The organism is Pedobacter sp. Bi27 (assembly GCF_918698255.1).
GTDB lineage: Bacteria > Bacteroidota > Bacteroidia > Sphingobacteriales > Sphingobacteriaceae > Pedobacter.
Map to the genome: position 1 here is coordinate 73,066 of NZ_CAKKMW010000004.1, position 19,190 is coordinate 92,255.

At 37.3% G+C, this 19,190-nt stretch carries 16 protein-coding genes; 12 read left to right on the forward strand and 4 right to left on the reverse strand.

Annotated features, from left to right (window positions below):
• Positions 1-7 precede the first annotated feature (7 nt).
• Entirely contained in the window at positions 8-1,291 is a 1,284-nt protein-coding gene (locus tag LQ227_RS14280; protein ID WP_230140584.1) for a pitrilysin family protein, read from the forward strand.
• A gap of 157 nt (positions 1,292-1,448) precedes the next feature.
• Here the strand turns inward: LQ227_RS14280 and LQ227_RS14285 are convergent, their stop codons facing one another.
• Genes LQ227_RS14285 through LQ227_RS14295 form a run of 3 tightly spaced genes read right to left on the reverse strand, consistent with a single transcriptional unit; the run spans position 1,449 to position 5,318 of the window.
• A complete protein-coding gene (locus LQ227_RS14285; RefSeq protein ID WP_230140586.1) occupies positions 1,449-2,186 on the reverse strand; it encodes an MIP/aquaporin family protein in 738 nt (245 codons plus the stop codon).
• 34 nt (positions 2,187-2,220) lie between these two features.
• Positions 2,221-3,711 carry a glycerol kinase GlpK gene (gene glpK / locus LQ227_RS14290; protein ID WP_230140595.1) on the reverse strand — a complete coding sequence of 497 codons (1,491 nt, stop codon included), beginning with the start codon at positions 3,709-3,711 and terminating at the stop codon, positions 2,221-2,223.
• Positions 3,712-3,725: 14 nt separating this feature from the next.
• The gene (locus tag LQ227_RS14295; RefSeq protein ID WP_230149734.1) at positions 3,726-5,318 is read right to left on the reverse strand and encodes a glycerol-3-phosphate dehydrogenase/oxidase; all 1,593 of its coding nucleotides are present in this window, start codon (positions 5,316-5,318) and stop codon (positions 3,726-3,728) included.
• 158 nt (positions 5,319-5,476) lie between these two features.
• On the opposite strand from LQ227_RS14295, the gene LQ227_RS14300 reads away from it, so the two are divergent.
• Together LQ227_RS14300 and LQ227_RS14305 are read left to right on the forward strand one after the other, a co-directional pair.
• The gene (locus tag LQ227_RS14300) at positions 5,477-6,241 is read left to right on the forward strand and encodes a DeoR/GlpR family DNA-binding transcription regulator (RefSeq protein ID WP_131029794.1); all 765 of its coding nucleotides are present in this window, start codon (positions 5,477-5,479) and stop codon (positions 6,239-6,241) included.
• A gap of 44 nt (positions 6,242-6,285) precedes the next feature.
• Positions 6,286-6,675 (forward strand): response regulator transcription factor, encoded by a 390-nt coding sequence (locus LQ227_RS14305; RefSeq protein ID WP_215127449.1) that lies wholly within the window; start codon positions 6,286-6,288, stop codon positions 6,673-6,675.
• Positions 6,676-6,737: 62 nt separating this feature from the next.
• Here the strand turns inward: LQ227_RS14305 and LQ227_RS14310 are convergent, their stop codons facing one another.
• A complete protein-coding gene (locus tag LQ227_RS14310; RefSeq protein WP_230149736.1) occupies positions 6,738-7,415 on the reverse strand; it encodes an acetyltransferase in 678 nt (225 codons plus the stop codon).
• 716 nt (positions 7,416-8,131) lie between these two features.
• On the opposite strand from LQ227_RS14310, the gene LQ227_RS14315 reads away from it, so the two are divergent.
• The 9 genes from LQ227_RS14315 (at position 8,132) to LQ227_RS14355 (ending at position 19,179) form a co-directional block, all read left to right on the forward strand.
• Complete coding sequence (locus tag LQ227_RS14315) at positions 8,132-8,890, forward strand: polysaccharide biosynthesis/export family protein (RefSeq protein ID WP_230140601.1); 759 nt, start codon at positions 8,132-8,134, stop codon at positions 8,888-8,890.
• Between the two features lie 22 nt (positions 8,891-8,912).
• Complete coding sequence (locus tag LQ227_RS14320) at positions 8,913-11,201, forward strand: polysaccharide biosynthesis tyrosine autokinase (protein ID WP_230140603.1); 2,289 nt, start codon at positions 8,913-8,915, stop codon at positions 11,199-11,201.
• Positions 11,202-11,539: 338 nt separating this feature from the next.
• Positions 11,540-12,088: a UpxY family transcription antiterminator gene (locus LQ227_RS14325; RefSeq protein WP_230140605.1), complete on the forward strand. Its 549-nt coding sequence runs from the start codon at positions 11,540-11,542 to the stop codon at positions 12,086-12,088.
• Positions 12,081-13,379, forward strand: coding sequence for a nucleotide sugar dehydrogenase (locus LQ227_RS14330; protein ID WP_230149737.1), 1,299 nt, complete (start codon positions 12,081-12,083; stop codon positions 13,377-13,379). The genes LQ227_RS14325 and LQ227_RS14330 overlap by 8 nt, the downstream gene beginning before the upstream one ends.
• Before the next feature lie 4 nt (positions 13,380-13,383).
• Positions 13,384-14,826: a lipopolysaccharide biosynthesis protein gene (locus tag LQ227_RS14335; protein ID WP_230149738.1), complete on the forward strand. Its 1,443-nt coding sequence runs from the start codon at positions 13,384-13,386 to the stop codon at positions 14,824-14,826.
• Positions 14,823-15,980 (forward strand): DegT/DnrJ/EryC1/StrS aminotransferase family protein, encoded by a 1,158-nt coding sequence (locus LQ227_RS14340; RefSeq protein ID WP_230149739.1) that lies wholly within the window; start codon positions 14,823-14,825, stop codon positions 15,978-15,980. The genes LQ227_RS14335 and LQ227_RS14340 overlap by 4 nt, the downstream gene beginning before the upstream one ends.
• A gap of 14 nt (positions 15,981-15,994) precedes the next feature.
• Entirely contained in the window at positions 15,995-16,864 is an 870-nt protein-coding gene (locus tag LQ227_RS14345; protein WP_230149740.1) for a glycosyltransferase, read from the forward strand.
• 6 nt (positions 16,865-16,870) lie between these two features.
• Complete coding sequence (locus LQ227_RS14350; RefSeq protein WP_230149741.1) at positions 16,871-17,965, forward strand: glycosyltransferase family 4 protein; 1,095 nt, start codon at positions 16,871-16,873, stop codon at positions 17,963-17,965.
• Entirely contained in the window at positions 17,962-19,179 is a 1,218-nt protein-coding gene (locus LQ227_RS14355; protein WP_230146616.1) for an O-antigen ligase family protein, read from the forward strand. Before LQ227_RS14350 ends, LQ227_RS14355 begins: the two co-directional genes overlap by 4 nt.
• The last annotated feature ends 11 nt before the right edge of the window (positions 19,180-19,190 follow it).

Consider the following 19,190-nt stretch of genomic DNA (forward strand, 5'->3'; position numbering starts at 1 on the left):
ACGCTCGATGAAAATATTCATATTTTTTATAAACTTTATCTTAGTTTTTCATATTGCCAACGCACAAACCAAAGCCATTTCATTTGATGTAAACGGTTTAAAGGTGATTTTAAAACCTACCCAGAAAGAAACAGTTAGTATGAGCATGTTTTTTAAAGGTGGTGTAATGAATTATGATGCCGAAAGGGCAGGAATTGAAAATCTGGCTTTGGCATCTGCGGCAACCTGTGGCACTAAAAATTACAGCGTTGTCGATTATCAGGAGTTGGCTGATGAATATGGTATTGATATTTCTGGTTCATCTACAACTGATTATGGTACCATTAGTATGGATTGCATTTCTAAGTATCTTGACCAAGGTTGGAAGCTTTTTTCGGATGCTGTAATTAATCCTGCTTTTGATAAAACAGAGTTTCAAACCACTAAAGAACGGATGATTACGGGTATTTATCATAGTCAATCTGATCCTGAAACAAGGATTGAGCAGTTGAGCATGGAAAGCATGTTTAAAGATTCGCCTTATAGCACTAATCCTTTGGGCACAAGCAAAACTGTTGGAGGTTTTACTGCCGAAATGGTTAGTAATTATTACCATAACGAATTGTTGAATAAGAATAAAATGTTTTTGGTGGTAGCTGGGAACATCACAAAAGAAGAACTTGAAAAGAAAATTCAAGCTTCTTTCAGCGCGCTCAAAGGAAAAGTTTACACGCCACCAGTTTACGATCGTAAAACTTTAACAGGGGAGCATCTGGTAATCGAACAAAGAGATATTGCCACGAATTACATGAGTTGTATTATGAATGCCCCAACCATGACAAATGCTGATTATTATGCTTTTGTATTAACCATTAACGCATTAAGTGGTAGTATGAATTATGAATTGAGAACTAAACTTGGGTTATCGTATGCGCCAGGAGCAACCGTTAAATTACAACAGATTCCATATACCTCTATGTTTGTAAGTACCACTCAACCTAAAAAAGCTTTTAAAGCGATGATTACGGTATACAATAACATTAAAGAAGGAAAGTACGGTGAACGTTATCTTGAGGCATTAAAAAAAGAACATCGGGATAGATACTACAGGCACCAGGAAAGTGCAAGTTCGATTGTGAAAGATTTGGGTGAAGCTGAAGTGCTTGGCGATTATAGTATTACCGAGAATATGGTAGCCAATTTTAACAAGGTAAGCCTGCAGGACATGAAAGATTCTTTCGGAAAATATTTAAAAGGTGCCATTTGGATATACCTAGGCGATGAACAGGTAGGCAGAGCAGCTTTTCAGTAACTCTTCAGGGGCGTCATTTCGAGCGAAGAGCAACGCAGTCGAGAAATCTTTCTATATAGATCTCTCCATTTCGCTGCGCTTCAGTCGAGATGACGTTTTCCTATTTTATTGTACTAGTACTTGCGATGTCTTTAATGTCGTATCGAGAGACAATTCATTACTTACCAATCAATAAAAAGGCCACAGCAGCTAATACCGAGCCGATTATGGGGCCAACAATAGGTACCCAGGCATAACTCCAGTCGCTACTTCCTTTTCCTTTCATTGGGATTAAAAAGTGAATAATCCGCGGGCCCAAATCTCTTGCCGGATTAATAGCATATCCGGTTGTTCCACCTAAAGCCAAACCAATTACCCACACCAAAAACGCTACCGGGATTGCACCCATTGAGCCTAATCCAATAGGGGTAACCGTTTCTTTAGTGCCCATACTCGCATCAGTAAAATAAAAGATTACAAATATTAAAACGAAAGTGCCTATAATTTCTGATACCAAATTAGACGACATATTTCTGATGGCTGGCGCGGTTGCAAAAGGAGCAGCCTTTAAACCTTGGTCATCTGTAGCATCGAAATGATCTTTGTAAATAAGCCAAACCAGGAAAGACCCTGTCATGGCACCAGCCAGTTGTGCAATAATATAAAATGGCACCAATGCCCAGCTGAAGCCTTTTCCGATGGCAAGTCCGAGGGTTACAATCGGATTTAAGTGCGCCCCACTGTACGGGCCGGCAACAACAACCCCTACAAATACGGCAAGTGCCCAGGCGGTTGTAATTACAATCCAACCACTATCGTTGCCTTTAGTACCTTTAAGTACTACGTTAGCCACTACACCATTTCCTAAAAGAATCATTAGTGCAGTACCAATAAATTCTGCGAGATATACATTCATATAATTAAATTCTTATCCGATTAAAATTGTTCAATTAGTCTTCTGCATTTACCCTGGCTGCTTTTATTGCTCTGTTCCAGCCCTTTATTCTTTCCGTATTATCAATTCCTTCCTCAGCAACAAAAGTTCTGTTGATTTTCCATTGCGAGCGGATCTGATCTATACTTTTCCAGAAACCAGTGGCTAATCCGGCCAGGTATGCAGCACCAATAGCAGTAACTTCGGTTACATCGGGTCTGATTACTTTACAGTTTAACAGATCGGCCTGAAACTGCATCAATAAATCGTTAGCTGTAGCACCACCATCTACCCTTAATTCGGCAATATTTACGCCTGCATCTGCTTCCATAGCTTTCAAAACATCCATGGTTTGGTAGGCAATACTTTCTAAGGCTGCCCTTGCAATATGCGATTTGTTTGTACCGCGGGTTAATCCTGTTATGGTACCACGGGCATGTTGGTCCCAGTGTGGAGCACCTAAGCCTGCAAAAGCAGGAACAACATAAACCCCATCGGTATCTTTTACTTTTTTAGCTAATGTTTCTACATCTGCCGATTTAGAAATGAGCCCCATTTCATCGCGAAGCCACTGTACCACCGCACCACCAATAAAAATACTCCCTTCTAAAGCGTAAATTACCTCACCATTAATTTGCCAGGCAATAGTGGTTAATAGATTATTGGCTGATATTTTTGGCTTCGACCCAATATTCATCAGCATAAAACAGCCAGTACCATAAGTGTTTTTTACCATCCCTATTTCGGTGCACATTTGCCCGAACAAAGCAGATTGCTGATCGCCGGCTATCCCTGCAATAGGAATTTTTGCAGCCAATATGCGTCCTGCGGTTTCACCATAAACTTCACTTGATGATTTTACTTCGGGGAGCATCGCTCTTGGTATCGAAAAAAGCTCAAGCAATTCGTCGTCCCAGCTTAAAGTGTGGATGTTGTAAAGCATCGTTCGTGATGCATTACTGACATCGGTTACATGTTTTTCGCCTGCTGTTAATTTCCAGATTAACCAGGTATCTATGGTTCCGAAAGCAAGTTTTCCAGCTTCAGCTTTCTCTCTTGCGCCGACAACATTTTCTAAGATCCACCTGGCCTTAGTAGCCGAGAAATAAGAATCTATGATCAGGCCTGTTTTTTCCTGTATTTTACTGGCCAGTCCTTGTGCTTTAATTTCATCACAATAGGCAGAAGTACGCCTGTCTTGCCAAACAATGGCATTGTAAATTGGTTGTCCGGTTTCTTTATCCCAAACCACAGTGGTTTCGCGCTGATTGGTAATGCCAATAGAATCGATATCGCCTACGGTTAAACCTGCTTTAACGATCACTTCTGTTACAACCGCCAACTGTGTCGACCAAATTTCCATTGGATCGTGCTCTACCCAACCGGCTTTGGGATAAATCTGTGTGAATTCTCGTTGTGCAATGGCAACAATTTCGCCATTGTGATTAAAAATAATTGCTCTCGAACTTGTGGTTCCCTGATCGATAGACAAGATGTATTTACTCATAATTAGGAATTTGGTTAATTGGCTAAAGCCGATTCGGTTATTTTAGGTGTTGAATGATAAATATAACCATCGGCTAATTTATTAAAAGTTTCGATTTGCTTAGTTTCCCAGTTTTTATCAGCAGATAATTCTTTGGCCAGGAGCGAAGCTACTCTAGGTGCCATATCTTTGGCTGCTTGTGCATTAATAAACAGTATTCTTAATCTCCTGCTTAAAATATCCTCTACGGTTTCGGCCATTTCGTTTCGTGCAGACCAAAGCACTTCGGCTTCTGTATAAGGGAATGCAGGATGTAATTTATTGCCGAAACCTGGATCTTGCGCAATTAATGCTTCAATTTTACTGCGATCCGATCCATAGATAGCCAAATGACTATCTGTGGTAGTGGTTAAGCTACCATGTATGCTTAAATTTTGGGTTACGCATGCTTTCGATTCTAAACCAGCATGAGTAATGGCTAAATCAACCGTTTCTTCTGCCATTCGGCGATAGGTGGTCCATTTACCACCAGTAATGGTAATTAATCCCTTTGCAGAAACAATAAGTTTATGGTCTCTGCTAATTTCTTTTGTACTATTTCCATCTCCGTTTGTAGGAGCAGCCAGTGGGCGCAGACCTGAGAATACGCTTAATATATCTTTTTCCATGGGCTTGCGGTTAAAATAACTCGCCGCTGTACTCATAATAAAATCTACCTCCTCTTTTAATGCCCTGGGTTCTAAACTATGGTCGTTTAAAGGGGTGTCTGTTGTACCCACCAGTAAATGTTCATGCCATGGAACGGCAAATAGAACACGCCCATCAGAGGTTTTTGGTATCATTAACGCCGATTCACTGTTTAAAAAACTTTTGTCTAGCACCACATGTACACCTTGGCTAGGGCGTACCATTTTTTTTGAATTCGGGTTATTCATTTGCAGGATGTCATCCACAAACACGCCTGTTGCATTAATTACTATTTTGCCGATATACTTAGCTGTTATGCCAGTTATAGTGTCTTCTGTTTCAATGCCTGTAACCACATCGCCACTTTTTAACAGGCCGGTTACCTTTGTATAGTTCAATAATGAAGCGCCGTTTTCAACAGCGGTTTGTGCAATGTTTATCGCTAAACGGGCATCATCAAACTTTCCATCGTAATACCTGATGCTTCCTTTTAATCCCTTTTCCTTAATGCCTGGCATTATGGTTAAGGTTTCTTTTTTAGAGAAAAACTTAGATTTGCCGAAGCTATATTTGCCTGCTAACCAATCGTAAAGTGTAAGTCCGGTTAAATATTTTACAACAGAGAACCAATCGTAACAGGGGATCAGAAATTCTTCTTTATTTACCAGGTGCTTTGCGTTTTGTTGCAATAAACCACGTTCTTTTAAGGCATGTTTAACTAAACCGATATCGCCCTGTGCAAGATAGCGAACACCACCATGTACCAGCTTAGTACTCCGGCTGGATGTTCCTTTTGCAAAATCAGATTGTTCTACCAATAAAGTTTTAAAGCCCCTGCTCGCAGCATCCAATGCAGTACCCAAACCTGTGGCACCTCCGCCAATAATAATGAAGTCCCAATTTATGTTTTCTGTTAGGTGATGCGGGTGTAATCTTTCCATTTAGATTTATAAAAATAATAAAACGAAACAATACGCAATTATAAGAAATCATAATCGAAATAATATAATATGTGTGTTAAAAATTTATTAAATATTTGTGCAAAATATTTTAAAGAATGTTTTTATTGCTAATTTGCAGCACGCTAATTAAATATACTATGATGAATTTGGCTGAGAGGCACCAGTTTATATTAAGTCGCCTGCAACGTGATCAATACATAAATGTAGTCGATTTATGTAAGGAGTTGAAAGTTTCGTCTGTAACAATAAGAAAGGACTTAAAACTACTTGAAGATAAGAGCCTATTGTTTAGGACTCATGGTGGGGCTACTGTAAACAATCCATATACGGTAGACCGTCCGGTTAATGAGAAAGAGAAAATACAATCTACAGAAAAGAACAAAATAGGTATTGCGGCTGCTGCATTGTTAAATGACAATGATTCTATCGTTATTGCATCAGGCACTACAGTGCTTTATTTTGCCAAGAATATTGCGCCAGCAACAAATTTAACCGTTGTAACTTCGGCATTAAATGTAGCGCTCGAATTAATGCGCGAACCTAGTATTGAAGTGATACAATTAGGTGGATTGCTTAGGAAAAGTTCTTCATCGGTAATGGGTGCTTATGCGGAACAGGTTTTGCAGGATTTTTATTTTAATAAGCTATTTCTAGGTGTTGATGGGATTGATCTTGATTTTGGAATAACCACTACAAACGCCATGGAAGCACATTTAAACCGCAAAATGATTGGTGCGTCACAAAAAACGATTGTTCTTGCCGATTCTACTAAATTTGGGAAAAGAGGCTTTGGAAAGATATGTGGATTAGAAGAAATTGATCATATTATTACCGATAAAGGAATTTCTGAACAAATTGTTAAACATTTAGAGAGTTTAGGTGTTACTGTTACTATCGTATAGCGCATTCCACGCGAACGGTATAATCCAAACATTATAATTTGAACATGGAAAGAAAACGAATACACATTTTAGAGGATGATCAGGAGATCAGAAACGTTATTGAAATTCTATTAAAAGATGAGGGTTTCGAATTGCAGCTTTCATCATCATTTGCTGAGTTAAAGAAAAATATCCAGGATGCAATGCCTGATCTTTTTTTACTTGATGTAATGTTACCAGATGGAAACGGAGCAGAAATTTGTGAAGATTTAAAAACCGATATTTTTACCAAACACATCCCAATTATCGTAATGTCTGCACAGAATAATAGCGAACAGAAAGCTATTGATGCATTTGCTGATGATTATATCAGTAAACCTTTTGATATTTATGATGTTTTGGAGCGTATTAATGCGCAGCTGAAACGAAGCGCTGAAAATAAAACAAAAGTTTAATTAAAAATTAAGCATAAAAAAGGGAAACATTAGCGTTTCCCTTTTTTTATGGATAGCGTTTATTAGGTCTGTTTTACATCTTGTGCTTTGTTAAACATTACAAAACGTTTAGAATCGCCGACGCGTTGAGGTACTGTTGCATTTGAAACAATGGCGTAATCTTCAGTATTCTTGTTTATAAAAACGCCTGCGCCAATAATGTTGTGGGTACCAATGGTTATATCTTCTTTGACTGCAGAATTTATGCCTAAAAAAGAGTTGCGGCCAATAGTTACATTACCAGCTAGTATATTACCAGACAATAAAACATTGTTTTCTATCGTAGAGTGATGACCAATCCGTGCGCCAATAAGCATGCAATTATTACCAATGCTTACAAAAGGTTGTATATCGCAACACTGATCTATAAAAGTATTGTGTCCGAATACCAAATCGGGCCACACGTTGGCTTTAGATGAAATATAATTTGCAAAACTATAGCCAGATTCGCTTACCCTGTTGTACACGCTTTCCCTGGCGCTGTTTCTACCAATGGCAATGTGCATTTTATGGCTTTCTGGGGGGAAATCTTTAATCACCTGGGTGAGACTTAAAATGGGAAATCCTAATAGCATACTTCCTGCAGGAGGTACATACGCATCATCAACACAAAAGGCAACAACATTATAGTCACTGTCATTCATAAAGGAGTAACAGATAAACTCAGCCATTTTTCCAGTTCCATAAATAATAACTTTCATATTTAATTCTTGTTTTTAGGTTTCTAACGAATTTATGCATAAAACAGGCTTTTAAACCTTTTTAAAGCATACTGTACATATTTTGCTAATTCCTGTTTACAGCTTTCACAGTTGCGCATTTTTTTTCTTTTTGCGCTGCTTTAAAGGGATATTGCTTTTATGTTAATCGTTTTATCTGATTTGATCGCCAATAACATACCGCTATTAAGGAAAACTCAATTGTGTTGAGCAGAATGTATTTTTTAATAATTAGATACGTGTTGTAAAACAGCATGCACAGAATATGCGAGGTATGGCTTGATCATGGCCTGGTTAGAAAAAAATAATCAGTTGAGCAGTAAATCCACCCTTGGTAATTGGCAGCTTTTCTTTAAAATTTTATAAAAATCATTTTATACCCCTAATAAATTGTAGTATTAAATAGCTTTTTTAAATGTTAAAACATTTTCTGATGTTTTTTGAGCTTTACCGATTAAGATCTCACTAAAAAACAGACTTTTTTGAGCAAAAATATAGGCCGGATATTATACAAGTTACGCGTTGTAAAATTTACAAATGATGTGCAATTTATGAGCACAGTATTTAAAATGCTGTGCATGCTGGTCATATTTTATACAATTTAAATACAACCCCAGTCTACCTATAAAACATTGACGCTTAATTGCATAGCTTAGTTCTCAATAAATCGAAACAAAAAACTAAACATTACTTAAGCTATGAAGAAAGTAATCTTATTTATCGCAATATATACAAGCATTATCACCGGATGCGCTCCCAGAAGAGATCTTGTATACTTTAGTAACCTGGCCAAACAAACCAGCGAAGTTAAGCTTCAAGGTCAGGAAGTTAAAATTCAGCAAAACGACCTTTTAAGCGTAAGCATAAACAGCTTAAATCAGGAGTCGAACGTTTTATTTGCTGTTAATACCAAAAATGCAGGCGCTGAAAACAATTATAAAGTAGAAGGTTACCGGGTAAGTAAGGATGGAATGATTAACCTGCCCGTTGTAGGTAACGTTCGCCTGGAAGGTTTAACCATTGAGCAGGCACAAGCTGCCATATCGAAAGAATTGGATAAATATGTTAAAAAACCGGTAGTTGACGTTCAGTTGGTCAATTTTAAAGTAACAGTAATTGGCGAAGTAAACCGACCATCAACCTTTACTGTACAGGGAGATAATATTAACCTCTTAGAAGCATTAGGAATGGCGGGCGATATGACCGTTTATGGCAAAAGGGAAAATATTTTAGTGATCAGACAACAGGATGGTCAAAGGGTGATGAAAAGACTTAACCTGAACAATCAGGATGTGATGGATTCTCCATTCTTTTACCTGAAACAAAATGATGTGGTATATGTGGAGCCTGATAAATCAAAAGCGATTGAATACAGTCCCAATACACGTATTATGCCAGTGGTAATTGCTTCTATATCAGCAGTTGCAGTATTAATCACAGCTGTTCTTCGTCGATAAACGTCTCTTAAAACATTATATCATGCTTAAACAAAGTACAAATAGTGGCGCAAAAGATTTTGCAGAAACTATGACAAGATTTGCCAGAAACTGGCACTATTTCTTAATCAGTATCATTATTTCTATAGCTGCTGTATATGCTTTTCTATACATTACTCCACCAAAATATAAAGTGAGCAGTACACTTTTAATCTCTGATGATAAAAATGGTGCAGCAATGTCTAATAGTACCGCTTTTAGTGATCTTAATATGTTTCAAACGGTTAAAACGGTTGATAATGAAATTGAGATCTTAAGGTCGAGAGATCTGATTTTTAAAGTATTGAAAAAACTAAATCTAGAAACGGCTTACTTTAAAAAAGAGGGGATTAGAGAAAAAGAGCTTTATGGCAAAACGTCCCCACTTGTAGTTACTGCTATCAGTTTAAAAAATGGTGCTTACGCAAGAAAAATTAACATTTCTTATCTGGATGAAATCTCTTACATCATTCAGGATAGCCTAAAAACAAATATTGTAAAGTATGGCGATACCATTAATACTAAAAACTACGCAATTAAAATAGATAAGGGACCAGCATATAAAACCGAATTTGGTAAAATTAGACTTCAGTTTAAAAACTTATATAAAATGACCGAGGCTTATAACCTGGTTTCATTAAAAATAGTTCCGGTTGTTAAAGATGCCAATACCATTACCATTAGTTTGAACGATGTGGTTCCTCAGCGGGGAATTGATATTCTTAACGATCTGATCGAAACTTACAACATCAATAACGTCAACAATAAAAATACCATTGCCCGTAATACCATTAAATTTATCGATAACCGCCTAAAATACCTGGTTGCAGATCTAACAGGTACTGAAGAGGACGTAGAAAACTACAAGCAACAAAACCGTGTTACCGATGTTAATATGGATGCGCAGATGAATGCTGCACGTTCAGGAGAGTATAATCAGTTACTTGAAACATCATCAGTGCAGCTAAGGATATTACGGTCAATCGAAAATTATTTCAGAGGCAAACAAAGTCAATATAACCTTGCTCCAAGTGCAATGGGCTTAAAAGACCCGATTCTGAATTCATTGATTTCAAAATTTAACGATCTTCAATTGGAAAGAAATAGGATGTTACGTACCGCTAATGCAGAAAATCCTTTGGTGCTAAACCTTAATGAGCAGATAGCAACCTTAAAAACCAATATCTTAGAAAACTTATCTAGTATTAAACAAGGTTTCGTTATTGAAAGAAACAACCTGAGCGCCAACTACTCTCAATTCGATAATAAAATTAAATCTGTACCTACTATAGAGCGGGGTTTATTAGAAAGAAGCCGTGAACAAAGTGTAAAATCGGGTTTATATAAATATTTACTGCAAAAAAGAGAGGAAACTGCATTATCACTTTCTGCAACCGTTCCAACTTCACAGGTGGTAGATAAACCGGCTTACAATACTATTCCTAATAGCCCTAAACAACCACTTTTATATCTGTGTGGATTCATTTTTGGTTTTTTTGTTCCAGCTGGAGTAATTTACGCCAAAGGATTTTTCAATAACAAGGTACAGGATGCCAGTACTATTGAGTTAACCGGTGCCAAAATGCTTGGTGAACTTTCTCATAACCTGGATAAAAGCACCATCGTTTTTCAAAAAGACAACCGTTCTACCATATCAGAGTTGTTTAGGTACATCAGAATGAATTTAGGACTGATGTCTAACAATATCGAGAATAAGGTAATGTTGGTTACCTCGAGTATGAAAGGAGAGGGTAAAACATTCTTTAGCGTAAATCTGGCTACTACATTAGGCATGCTTGATAAAAAAGTTGTTGTACTGGAGTTCGATCTAAGAAAACCTGACCTCTTGAATAAAGTTGGTTTAAAGCAAACTAACGGGTTAACCGATTATTTAATTGGCGAGTCTGTATTAGATGATATTATTAAACCTACCAGTGTTTCAGATAATATATGGGTTATTGGATGCGGTCAATCGCCTGAAAATCCTGCCGAAGTAATGATGAGCCCTAAAATGGATTTATTGTTTGATGAACTGAAAGAAAGGTTCGATTACATCATTATCGATACTTCGCCCGTTGGCCAGGTGGCTGATGCCTTTAGTTTGGCCGAATATGCCGATGTAAGCATTTACCTGGTGCGGTATAATTATACCAATAAATACCAGCTCGCCATATTGAAAGATATTTGCGAAAACAATAAGCTTAAAAATCCAATGGTTGTTTTTAACGATGCCAAAAGGGAGAAAAGCCAGAAATACAGCTACGGTGGTTATGGATATGCCATGGCAAACTAAAGCTACCTTGTTTTAAAAGAGAATACCTTACCCTTTACCAAATAAACGTCCCCAAACGATTTAATTCTGTTTACAAACAATAAGGCCGCGATGCTTAAACTGCGCATCGATTAAAGTCATTAGCTGTTTGCAAACAACTCTTAATTAGATTACCTATTTGCCCCAAAAAGCAAAATAAGATTTAAAAATAAAAATTGTCATGTAAGTGATATAGCGAAGCTGTATCCGGCCGACTGAATAAAGCCTTTAGCTGAAAAAAACAGATACCTATCATGTAAGTGATATAGCGAAGCTGTATCAAATTGCCTAAAAAATAAAACTATAACCTCATCAAAAAAATGGAATCTACAATTAACATCAAGCCCTCGTTCGCAAAAAAATGGTTTGTGATCTATACACGCCCGCGTTGGGAGAAAAAAGTTGACCGTTTGCTGCAAGAGCAAGGTTTCGAATCTTTTTGCCCTGTTCGTCATGTAGAAAATCAATGGGCCGATAGAAAGAAAATAGTTAGCCTTCCGCTTTTTACAGGATATGTTTTTGTGAAAATTGATGAGCGTGAAGGTTACAAAATCAGGTATACACTCGGTGTTTTAAACTTTATTAATTACATGGGTAAACCTGCAGTAGTTCGGGATAGTGAGATTGAAAAGTTGAAACACATTATGGATACCTACAATGATGTAGATGTAGTGAGCTTAACCGGTGTTTCCAAAGGAGACCGTGTTCGGATCAGTAATGGTCTCTTTCATAATCAGGAAGGAGAGGTGATCCAGATTCAAGGTAAGCATGTTTTAATGTCATTCGATCATTTAGATTGTGCTTTAGTTACCAGAGTGCCAATAAGCAACTTAACATTAACCGTAAATACGCAACAACATTATGTATAACGCTGAAGATAATCTGAAAATGACGGTAATTGGCCTTGGCTACGTTGGCTTACCGTTGGCAGTAGAATTTGCAAAAAAATACAAGGTATTTGGCTTTGATATTAACCAGAGCAGAATAGCAGAGTTAAAAGCTGGATACGACAATACACTAGAAGTTAATGAATCAGAATTGAATGAGGTTTTAACCTTCGAATGCACAACTTTAAAAGGCCTGTACTGTACCAATGAAATCGAAAAATTACGCAGCTCATCGGTTTACATTGTTACAGTGCCAACGCCTGTTGATAAAAATAACAGGCCAGATTTAACACCTTTAATTAAAGCGAGCTTAGTTGTGGCTAAGGTTTTAAAGAAGGGAGACATAGTGGTTTACGAATCAACCGTATATCCCGGTGTAACTGAAGACGAATGTGTACCCGTTTTAGAAAAAGGATCTGGTTTGGTTTTTAATAAAGATTTTTTTGCTGGTTATTCTCCAGAACGCATTAATCCTGGAGATAAACAACACACTGTTGCCAACATCTTAAAAATCACTTCAGGTTCTACTCCCGAAGCTGCAGAAAAAATAGATGCGCTGTACCGTTCGGTAATTACTGCCGGAACTTATAAAGCTTCGTCTATTAAAGTAGCGGAAGCAGCAAAAGTTATTGAAAACGCCCAGCGCGATATCAATATTGCTTTTGTAAATGAACTAGCCATGATTTTTAACCAGATCGGTATCGATACTTCAGAGGTTTTAGCGGCAGCCGGAACCAAATGGAATTTCCTGAATTTTAAGCCGGGTTTGGTTGGTGGACATTGTATTGGCGTAGATCCATATTATTTGGCTCAAAAAGCACAGGAAGCTGGCTATCACCCTGAAATTATTTTAGCCGGGCGACGTGTAAACGACGGAATGGGTAAATATGTGGCTGATCAGATCATCAAAAAAATGATCGCTAAAAACATCCATATTGTGGGAGCAGAAGTGCTGGTGTTGGGTTTTACCTTTAAAGAAAACTGTCCTGATGTACGCAATACCAAAGTAATTGATATTGTAAGGCGGTTGGAAGAATATAAAGTTAAAGTAACCATTCACGATCCCTGGGCAAATGCCGATCAGGCCAAGCATAACTACGGTATTATTTGCGAAAATGGTTCATCAAAAACCAGAAAATACGATGGGATTATACTGGCAGTAGCGCACGAAGCTTTTAACAATTTAAATATCAAGGCATTGCGTAAACCGGAATGTGTGGTGTACGATATAAAAGCAGTATTGCCACAATCATTAGAAACGGTTCGATTGTAAGGCCATGAATTTAACATATAAAGCGCGATCGGGCATTATATGGTCGATTGGACAGCAGTTTAGTGTTAAATTCATAAACCTGTTCGTTACCGTCATATTGGCCCGCTTATTAAGTCCTGCAGAATTTGGCTTAATCGCAATGCTCTCTATTTTTATCGCTGTCGGTAATTCCTTAATGGATAGTGGCTTAACATCGTCACTGATCCGCACAAGGATGGCAGGACAAAAGGATTTTTCTACTATATTTTTTTTTAACCTGTTTGGAAGCATCATTGTATATGGGGTTTTGTTCTTTGCAGCACCGCTAATAGCTGGTTTTTACAGGCAGCCAACACTTACCGATATTGTTCGGGTTTATGGATTAACCTTTTTAATCAATGCCTTTTTTAGTATTCAGAGTACTTTATTAACTAAGGAAATGAAATTTAAACTGCAAACGGTAATTCAAATACCTGCAGTGGTACTAGGCGGCTGTTTAGGTATTTACCTGGCAAAAAATGGTTATGGAACCTGGAGTTTAGTTTGGATGAGTTTATTGAGTGCGAGTGTTTCTACTGTTTTACATTGGTTTTATTCAGACTGGCGACCACGACTGATTTTTAATAAAAAAAGCTTCAGAAAGCACTTTCATTTTGGTTACAAAATGACACTTTCCGGCCTGTTGGACACCATTTATCAAAATTTATACACCGTTATTATAGGTCGCTTTTACGCGGCAGCCCAATTGGGCTTTTATGCCAGGGCAGATAGTTTAAGTCAGTTGCCGATTGGGATTATTTCTACGGCAATTGGTAAAGTAACCTATCCTATGTTTTCGAACATCAGCGATGACGATGTAAAGCTTAAAATGGTTTACCGCAGGTTAATGCAGCAGGTGTTATTCTGGAATGCACCCATCCTGATTTTTTTAGCACTTATTGCTCAACCTTTAATCTCTTTGCTTTTAACCGATAAATGGCTGCCATCTGTACCTTATTTTCAGATTTTATGTATTGCGGGTATTCTATATCCAGTACACGCATATAACCTGAATATTTTAAAAGTTAAAGGGCATAGCGGGCAGTTCTTGAAATTAGAAATTATAAAAAAGGTGCTAAGTGTAATCGGAATTATCTGTGTAATTCCATTTGGCATCATGGGGCTTCTATATTTTCAGCTCTTCTTTACTGTTTTCGCCTATTATATCAATTCAACATATAGTGGCAAATTAATCAATTACCCAATTAAAGAACAGCTTCATGATATAGTCCCTATTTTAATGTTATCCAGCCTGTTAGGTGTTGCTTGTTATTGTCTCGATACCTGGTGTTTAACACATTATCACATCAACAATATTTTGCGCATTGCTGGCTTAAGCATCATTTATGGCAGTTTTTACCTCGGCATAAGTAGCAGCATCAAACTCGCTGCGCTCCTTGATTTTAAACAATTAATCCTCAAACAATGATACCTGTAACTAAACCCTTTTTGCCAAAACAGGCAGATTTTAAAAGCTATGTAAGTAGCATTTGGGCCAGACAGTGGCTCACGAATAATGGTCCGTTAGTAAATGAATTGGAGTTGAAGTTGCAACAATACTTAGAACTACCTCATTTATTATACGTAACCAATGGTACTATCGCATTACAGCTGGCCATACAGGCATTAGAAGTAAAAGGTGAAATTATTACCACACCGTTTTCTTTTGTTGCTACCACCAGCAGTATTGTTTGGCAAGGTTGCAAACCTGTTTTTGTTGATATAGATGAAGATACCCTTAACATAGATCCCAATAAAATTGAAGCGGCCATTACGCCTAATACCTCGGCTATTTTGGCTACACATGTTTTTGGAAATCCTTGTGATATTGAAGCGATAGACCGCATTGCAAAAAAACATGGACTAAAGGTAATTTATGATGCCGCCCATTGTTTTGGCACAAAATATAAAGGTAAATCGATCTTCGCTTATGGCGATGTAAGTACAACCAGCTTCCATGCAACTAAACTGTTTCATACCATTGAAGGTGGGGCTGTTTTTACTCAAAATCCTGATATTTTAAAGAGAATGGCGCTGATGCGTAATTTCGGTTATAGTGGGGTAGATACCTTTTCAGAGATCGGAACCAATGCTAAAAACTCCGAATTTCATGCTGCAATGGGGCTTTGTAACCTAAAACATATTGATCAGATTTTAAGTAAACGCAAAGAGCTGTCACAGCATTACGAAATGCGCCTGAATAAAATTGAAGCGCAGTTTCAGGTTATTCAAGCCGATACGGAATTTAATTACGCATATTATCCCGTAATATTCCGATCGGAAGAAGTTATGCTCGATTGCATGAAACAGTTAGAACTGGTTCAGGTGTATTGTAGGCGGTACTTTTACCCATCGTTATCGGCCTTACCATACATTGCTAAGGTAAATATGCCGATCTGTGATTCTATTTCCAAACGCATTATGTGTTTGCCACTTTACCATACGTTAACCAGTGCCGATCAGGATTTAGTAGTCAGGATTATTTTGAGAACTCAGAATTACCGCAAAAAACAAGTGCTTAAACTCGCCGATTACAACACATTGGTTAATGGCAGTATTGGCATGGCGGTTAACGGCAATTAATAGCAGCTTCTATTATGAAACAAGACGATACAGGTGTAATGGTTAGCATTTTTTGCATCACTTATAACCACAGTAAATTTATTGCGAAAGCACTGGATGGATTTCTGATGCAGAAATGCAATTTTAATACAGAAATTATTATTGGCGACGATTGTTCTACAGATGGAACCACAGAGATTATTGATGAATATGTTGCCAAACATCCTGATAAAATTAAGCGTTTAAAAGCACCAAAGAATATCGGTGCTACCCAAAACGTAATTCGGGTTGCGCTAGAAACTAAAGGTAAATACGTAGCCACATGTGATGGTGATGATTATTGGTTAGACCAATATAAACTGCAGAAGCAGGTAGATTTTTTAGAAAATAACCCTGAATATGTAATGTGCTGCCATTATACACGCGAAATAAATTTTGATGATACTGAGCTGTTTTACATGGATTTTAACCCTGTCCCATTACAGTATAGCTTTAGTGATCTGATTGTAAACAGGCAAGTAGAAACCTGTACTGCATCTATTGTTTACCGCAACATTGAAGCCATTAGAAATCTTTATAAAAACGATTGGTTTTTAAAATGCAATGCCTGTGATAAACTGTTGAAACTCTATTGTACCTGGGTAACGGGTAAAAAAATATACGTTTTACCTGAAGTAATGAGTTGTTACAGGCGTCACCCGGGAGGTATTTGGAGCCCGGTTGCTTATATTCCATTAAAGAAGATGCAACTGAGTGATTTTTATATCATCATTAAAATCTTCACCTATACCGGCTTACAGAAAGTTAAACTTTTGAACTTTTACCTCAGAAAATACTTCCTCTTTGAAGTGAAATATAAAACCTTTGGAAACGCTTTCCAGACCATTAAAACAATTGTAAATTAATTCGTAATGACTACTAAATTATGCTTCGTAATCAACAGTTTGGAAGGTGGCGGAGCTGAAAGGGTAATTAGCAACCTTGCTAATCATTTTAGTGACAAAAATTGCAGTGTTACAATGATTTGCCTTAATACAGCTCAAGTTAAATATCAGATAAATAAACAGGTTAAAATTGTAAATCTTGTAGAAAGAAAAGAAAGTGAAAATCTCTTAAACAGGATTAGATATGCTTACTTAACTTTTTACAGATTACTGTCTCTATTAAAGAAAGAAAAACCAGATTGTACCATTTGTTTTATGACATCGGCGAACATTTGGGCAGGTTTGTGTTGTATGATCTTAGGTTTGCCTTATCTGGTTTCGGAAAGAACGGCCCTAAATAGCACCATACAACAATACAACAAATTACTGCAGTGGTTTATATTTCATATTTATAGAAAATCAAAAGCCATTGTGCTACCAGCTTTTGGAATGTTTAAGGGATTTAAAAGGATTAAGCAATTCGAAAAACTGAATAATTTTGAGACCATCCACAATCCAATCAATCAGTTTGTAAAACCAAATAAAGATACCGTAAACGATAAAGCATTTATACTTTCCGTTGGAAGATTATGTCGCGAAAAAGGCTTCGATCTGCTTATTGATGCTTATAGCCGCTTGCAGCTATCCGATGTTGATCTTTTAATCTCTGGTGAAGGGCCTGAAAGAGGAAACCTCGAAAAGCAGATTACGGATTTAAGTTTAACAGATAAAGTTAAATTGATCGGCTTTAAATCGAACCTGCAGGATTATTATGCGCAGGCAGAGGTTTTTGTGCTCTCTTCCAGGAATGAGGGCTATCCAAATGTACTGGTAGAAGCGATGGGAATGGGCTGTGCCTGTGTAGCAATGGACTGCGAGTTTGGCCCTTCAGAGATTATCGAACATGGAATTAACGGACTTCTGGTTGCTAAAGAAGATATAGTAGGACTTTCATTGTCTATTGATAAGATACTTAATAACAGTAGTTTAAGAAATAAATTTTCAGCAAAAGCAAAATCGATCAACAAAACAAATTCTATCGAACTCATTTCTGCCAACTGGGAGCAACTCATCATGTCATGATTAAAAAAATAATGTTTCTCTTTTTGTTGTTTGTCTATGTTTATGCAACAACATTCAATATCTTCATGACTGGGGTTTTTAGAATTCCGGCACCAATAGTTTTCCTGGCGCCGTTAATTTATTTCTACCGGACAGAAGAAACAGGGTTTCTATATGGCAAAGAATTATTTATTTTCTTTATTGCCGCCCTGTTTTTTTATCTCATAGGTCAGGCAGATGTTACTGGTTTTTTTGCCTTATTAATTGTTGCTGCGTGCTTTGCCTTGTTGTTCAACTATGTTATCGGTACGAATTTAAAACGGATGAACATCGCAGTCGGATTTTTCTTCGGTGTATTGCTGCTTTCCGGAATCATCATGTTTATCGATCACCAGTACAATATGGCAGCTATCCGTTCGCTTTTGGTGCAGGAAGACGTATTGCAGGCACCAGCAGGTATATCGACCACTATTTTTACTTTCGGCTACCAGATGGCTGCTTTAACGCCATTTTTAGTTATTAATGCTATACTGTTTAAACGAAGCTGGCTAATTAACCTTCTCTTGTTTGGGTTATCGCTCTCTCTTATTTTCTTCGGTATGCAACGGTCGGTTTTGGTCGCTTTTGCAGTTGTAACCGGATTATTTTTTTTAAGCTATTATAAAGCCAAATCCATTTTAATATTCGGTGTGTTTTGCGCCATATTTTTTATCGCGCAAAGTTCAATTGAACAATTTTCTGAGGGGAAAAAACAACAGAATATTTTAAATAAAAGTGCCGAAAATGCGAAAGGTAAAGAAGAGCGCGGCGATTTAATGGGAGAGAACATCCAAATTATAACGGAATATCCTTTTGGGCTATTGTTTTATGGAAAAACCTGGAACGATGTAGTGCAACACAATTTTGTTTATAAAAAAGGGCCTATCGTAATTACATCCCATAATGCCTATTTAATGTTTATTACTTATTTGGGGCCTTTGCTGGGCTTTATTTTACTCATTTTATTATATCGAAAAGTAGGGAAGATCATTTTTTATGCTTTTCTGCACATCAAAGATAAGAAAAATGCGCTCCTGGTCTGTTTGAGTTGTTCTTTTTTGGCAATATCCATCAACTCATTTTTTCATAACGAATGGCTTCTGGCAACGAGCGGACCAACATTGTTCCTATACTTTGCCATTCTACAACTCTCCAAAATCAAAATGGAAGATCCCATTTTGGTTGAATACAATTAACACAATTAAAT

Coding starts and splice junctions, on each gene's coding strand:
- LQ227_RS14345 (WP_230149740.1), top strand. CDS start 15,995: ATGAAACAAGACGATACAGGTGTAATGGTTAGCATTTTTTGCATCACT.
- LQ227_RS14330 (WP_230149737.1), top strand. CDS start 12,081: ATGTATAACGCTGAAGATAATCTGAAAATGACGGTAATTGGCCTTGGC.
- LQ227_RS14305 (WP_215127449.1), top strand. CDS start 6,286: ATGGAAAGAAAACGAATACACATTTTAGAGGATGATCAGGAGATCAGA.
- LQ227_RS14285 (WP_230140586.1), bottom strand. CDS start 2,186: ATGAATGTATATCTCGCAGAATTTATTGGTACTGCACTAATGATTCTT.
- LQ227_RS14300 (WP_131029794.1), top strand. CDS start 5,477: ATGATGAATTTGGCTGAGAGGCACCAGTTTATATTAAGTCGCCTGCAA.
- LQ227_RS14350 (WP_230149741.1), top strand. CDS start 16,871: ATGACTACTAAATTATGCTTCGTAATCAACAGTTTGGAAGGTGGCGGA.
- LQ227_RS14355 (WP_230146616.1), top strand. CDS start 17,962: ATGATTAAAAAAATAATGTTTCTCTTTTTGTTGTTTGTCTATGTTTAT.
- LQ227_RS14310 (WP_230149736.1), bottom strand. CDS start 7,415: ATGAAAGTTATTATTTATGGAACTGGAAAAATGGCTGAGTTTATCTGT.
- glpK (WP_230140595.1), bottom strand. CDS start 3,711: ATGAGTAAATACATCTTGTCTATCGATCAGGGAACCACAAGTTCGAGA.
- LQ227_RS14315 (WP_230140601.1), top strand. CDS start 8,132: ATGAAGAAAGTAATCTTATTTATCGCAATATATACAAGCATTATCACC.
- LQ227_RS14340 (WP_230149739.1), top strand. CDS start 14,823: ATGATACCTGTAACTAAACCCTTTTTGCCAAAACAGGCAGATTTTAAA.
- LQ227_RS14280 (WP_230140584.1), top strand. CDS start 8: ATGAAAATATTCATATTTTTTATAAACTTTATCTTAGTTTTTCATATT.
- LQ227_RS14320 (WP_230140603.1), top strand. CDS start 8,913: ATGCTTAAACAAAGTACAAATAGTGGCGCAAAAGATTTTGCAGAAACT.
- LQ227_RS14325 (WP_230140605.1), top strand. CDS start 11,540: ATGGAATCTACAATTAACATCAAGCCCTCGTTCGCAAAAAAATGGTTT.
- LQ227_RS14295 (WP_230149734.1), bottom strand. CDS start 5,318: ATGGAAAGATTACACCCGCATCACCTAACAGAAAACATAAATTGGGAC.
- LQ227_RS14335 (WP_230149738.1), top strand. CDS start 13,384: ATGAATTTAACATATAAAGCGCGATCGGGCATTATATGGTCGATTGGA.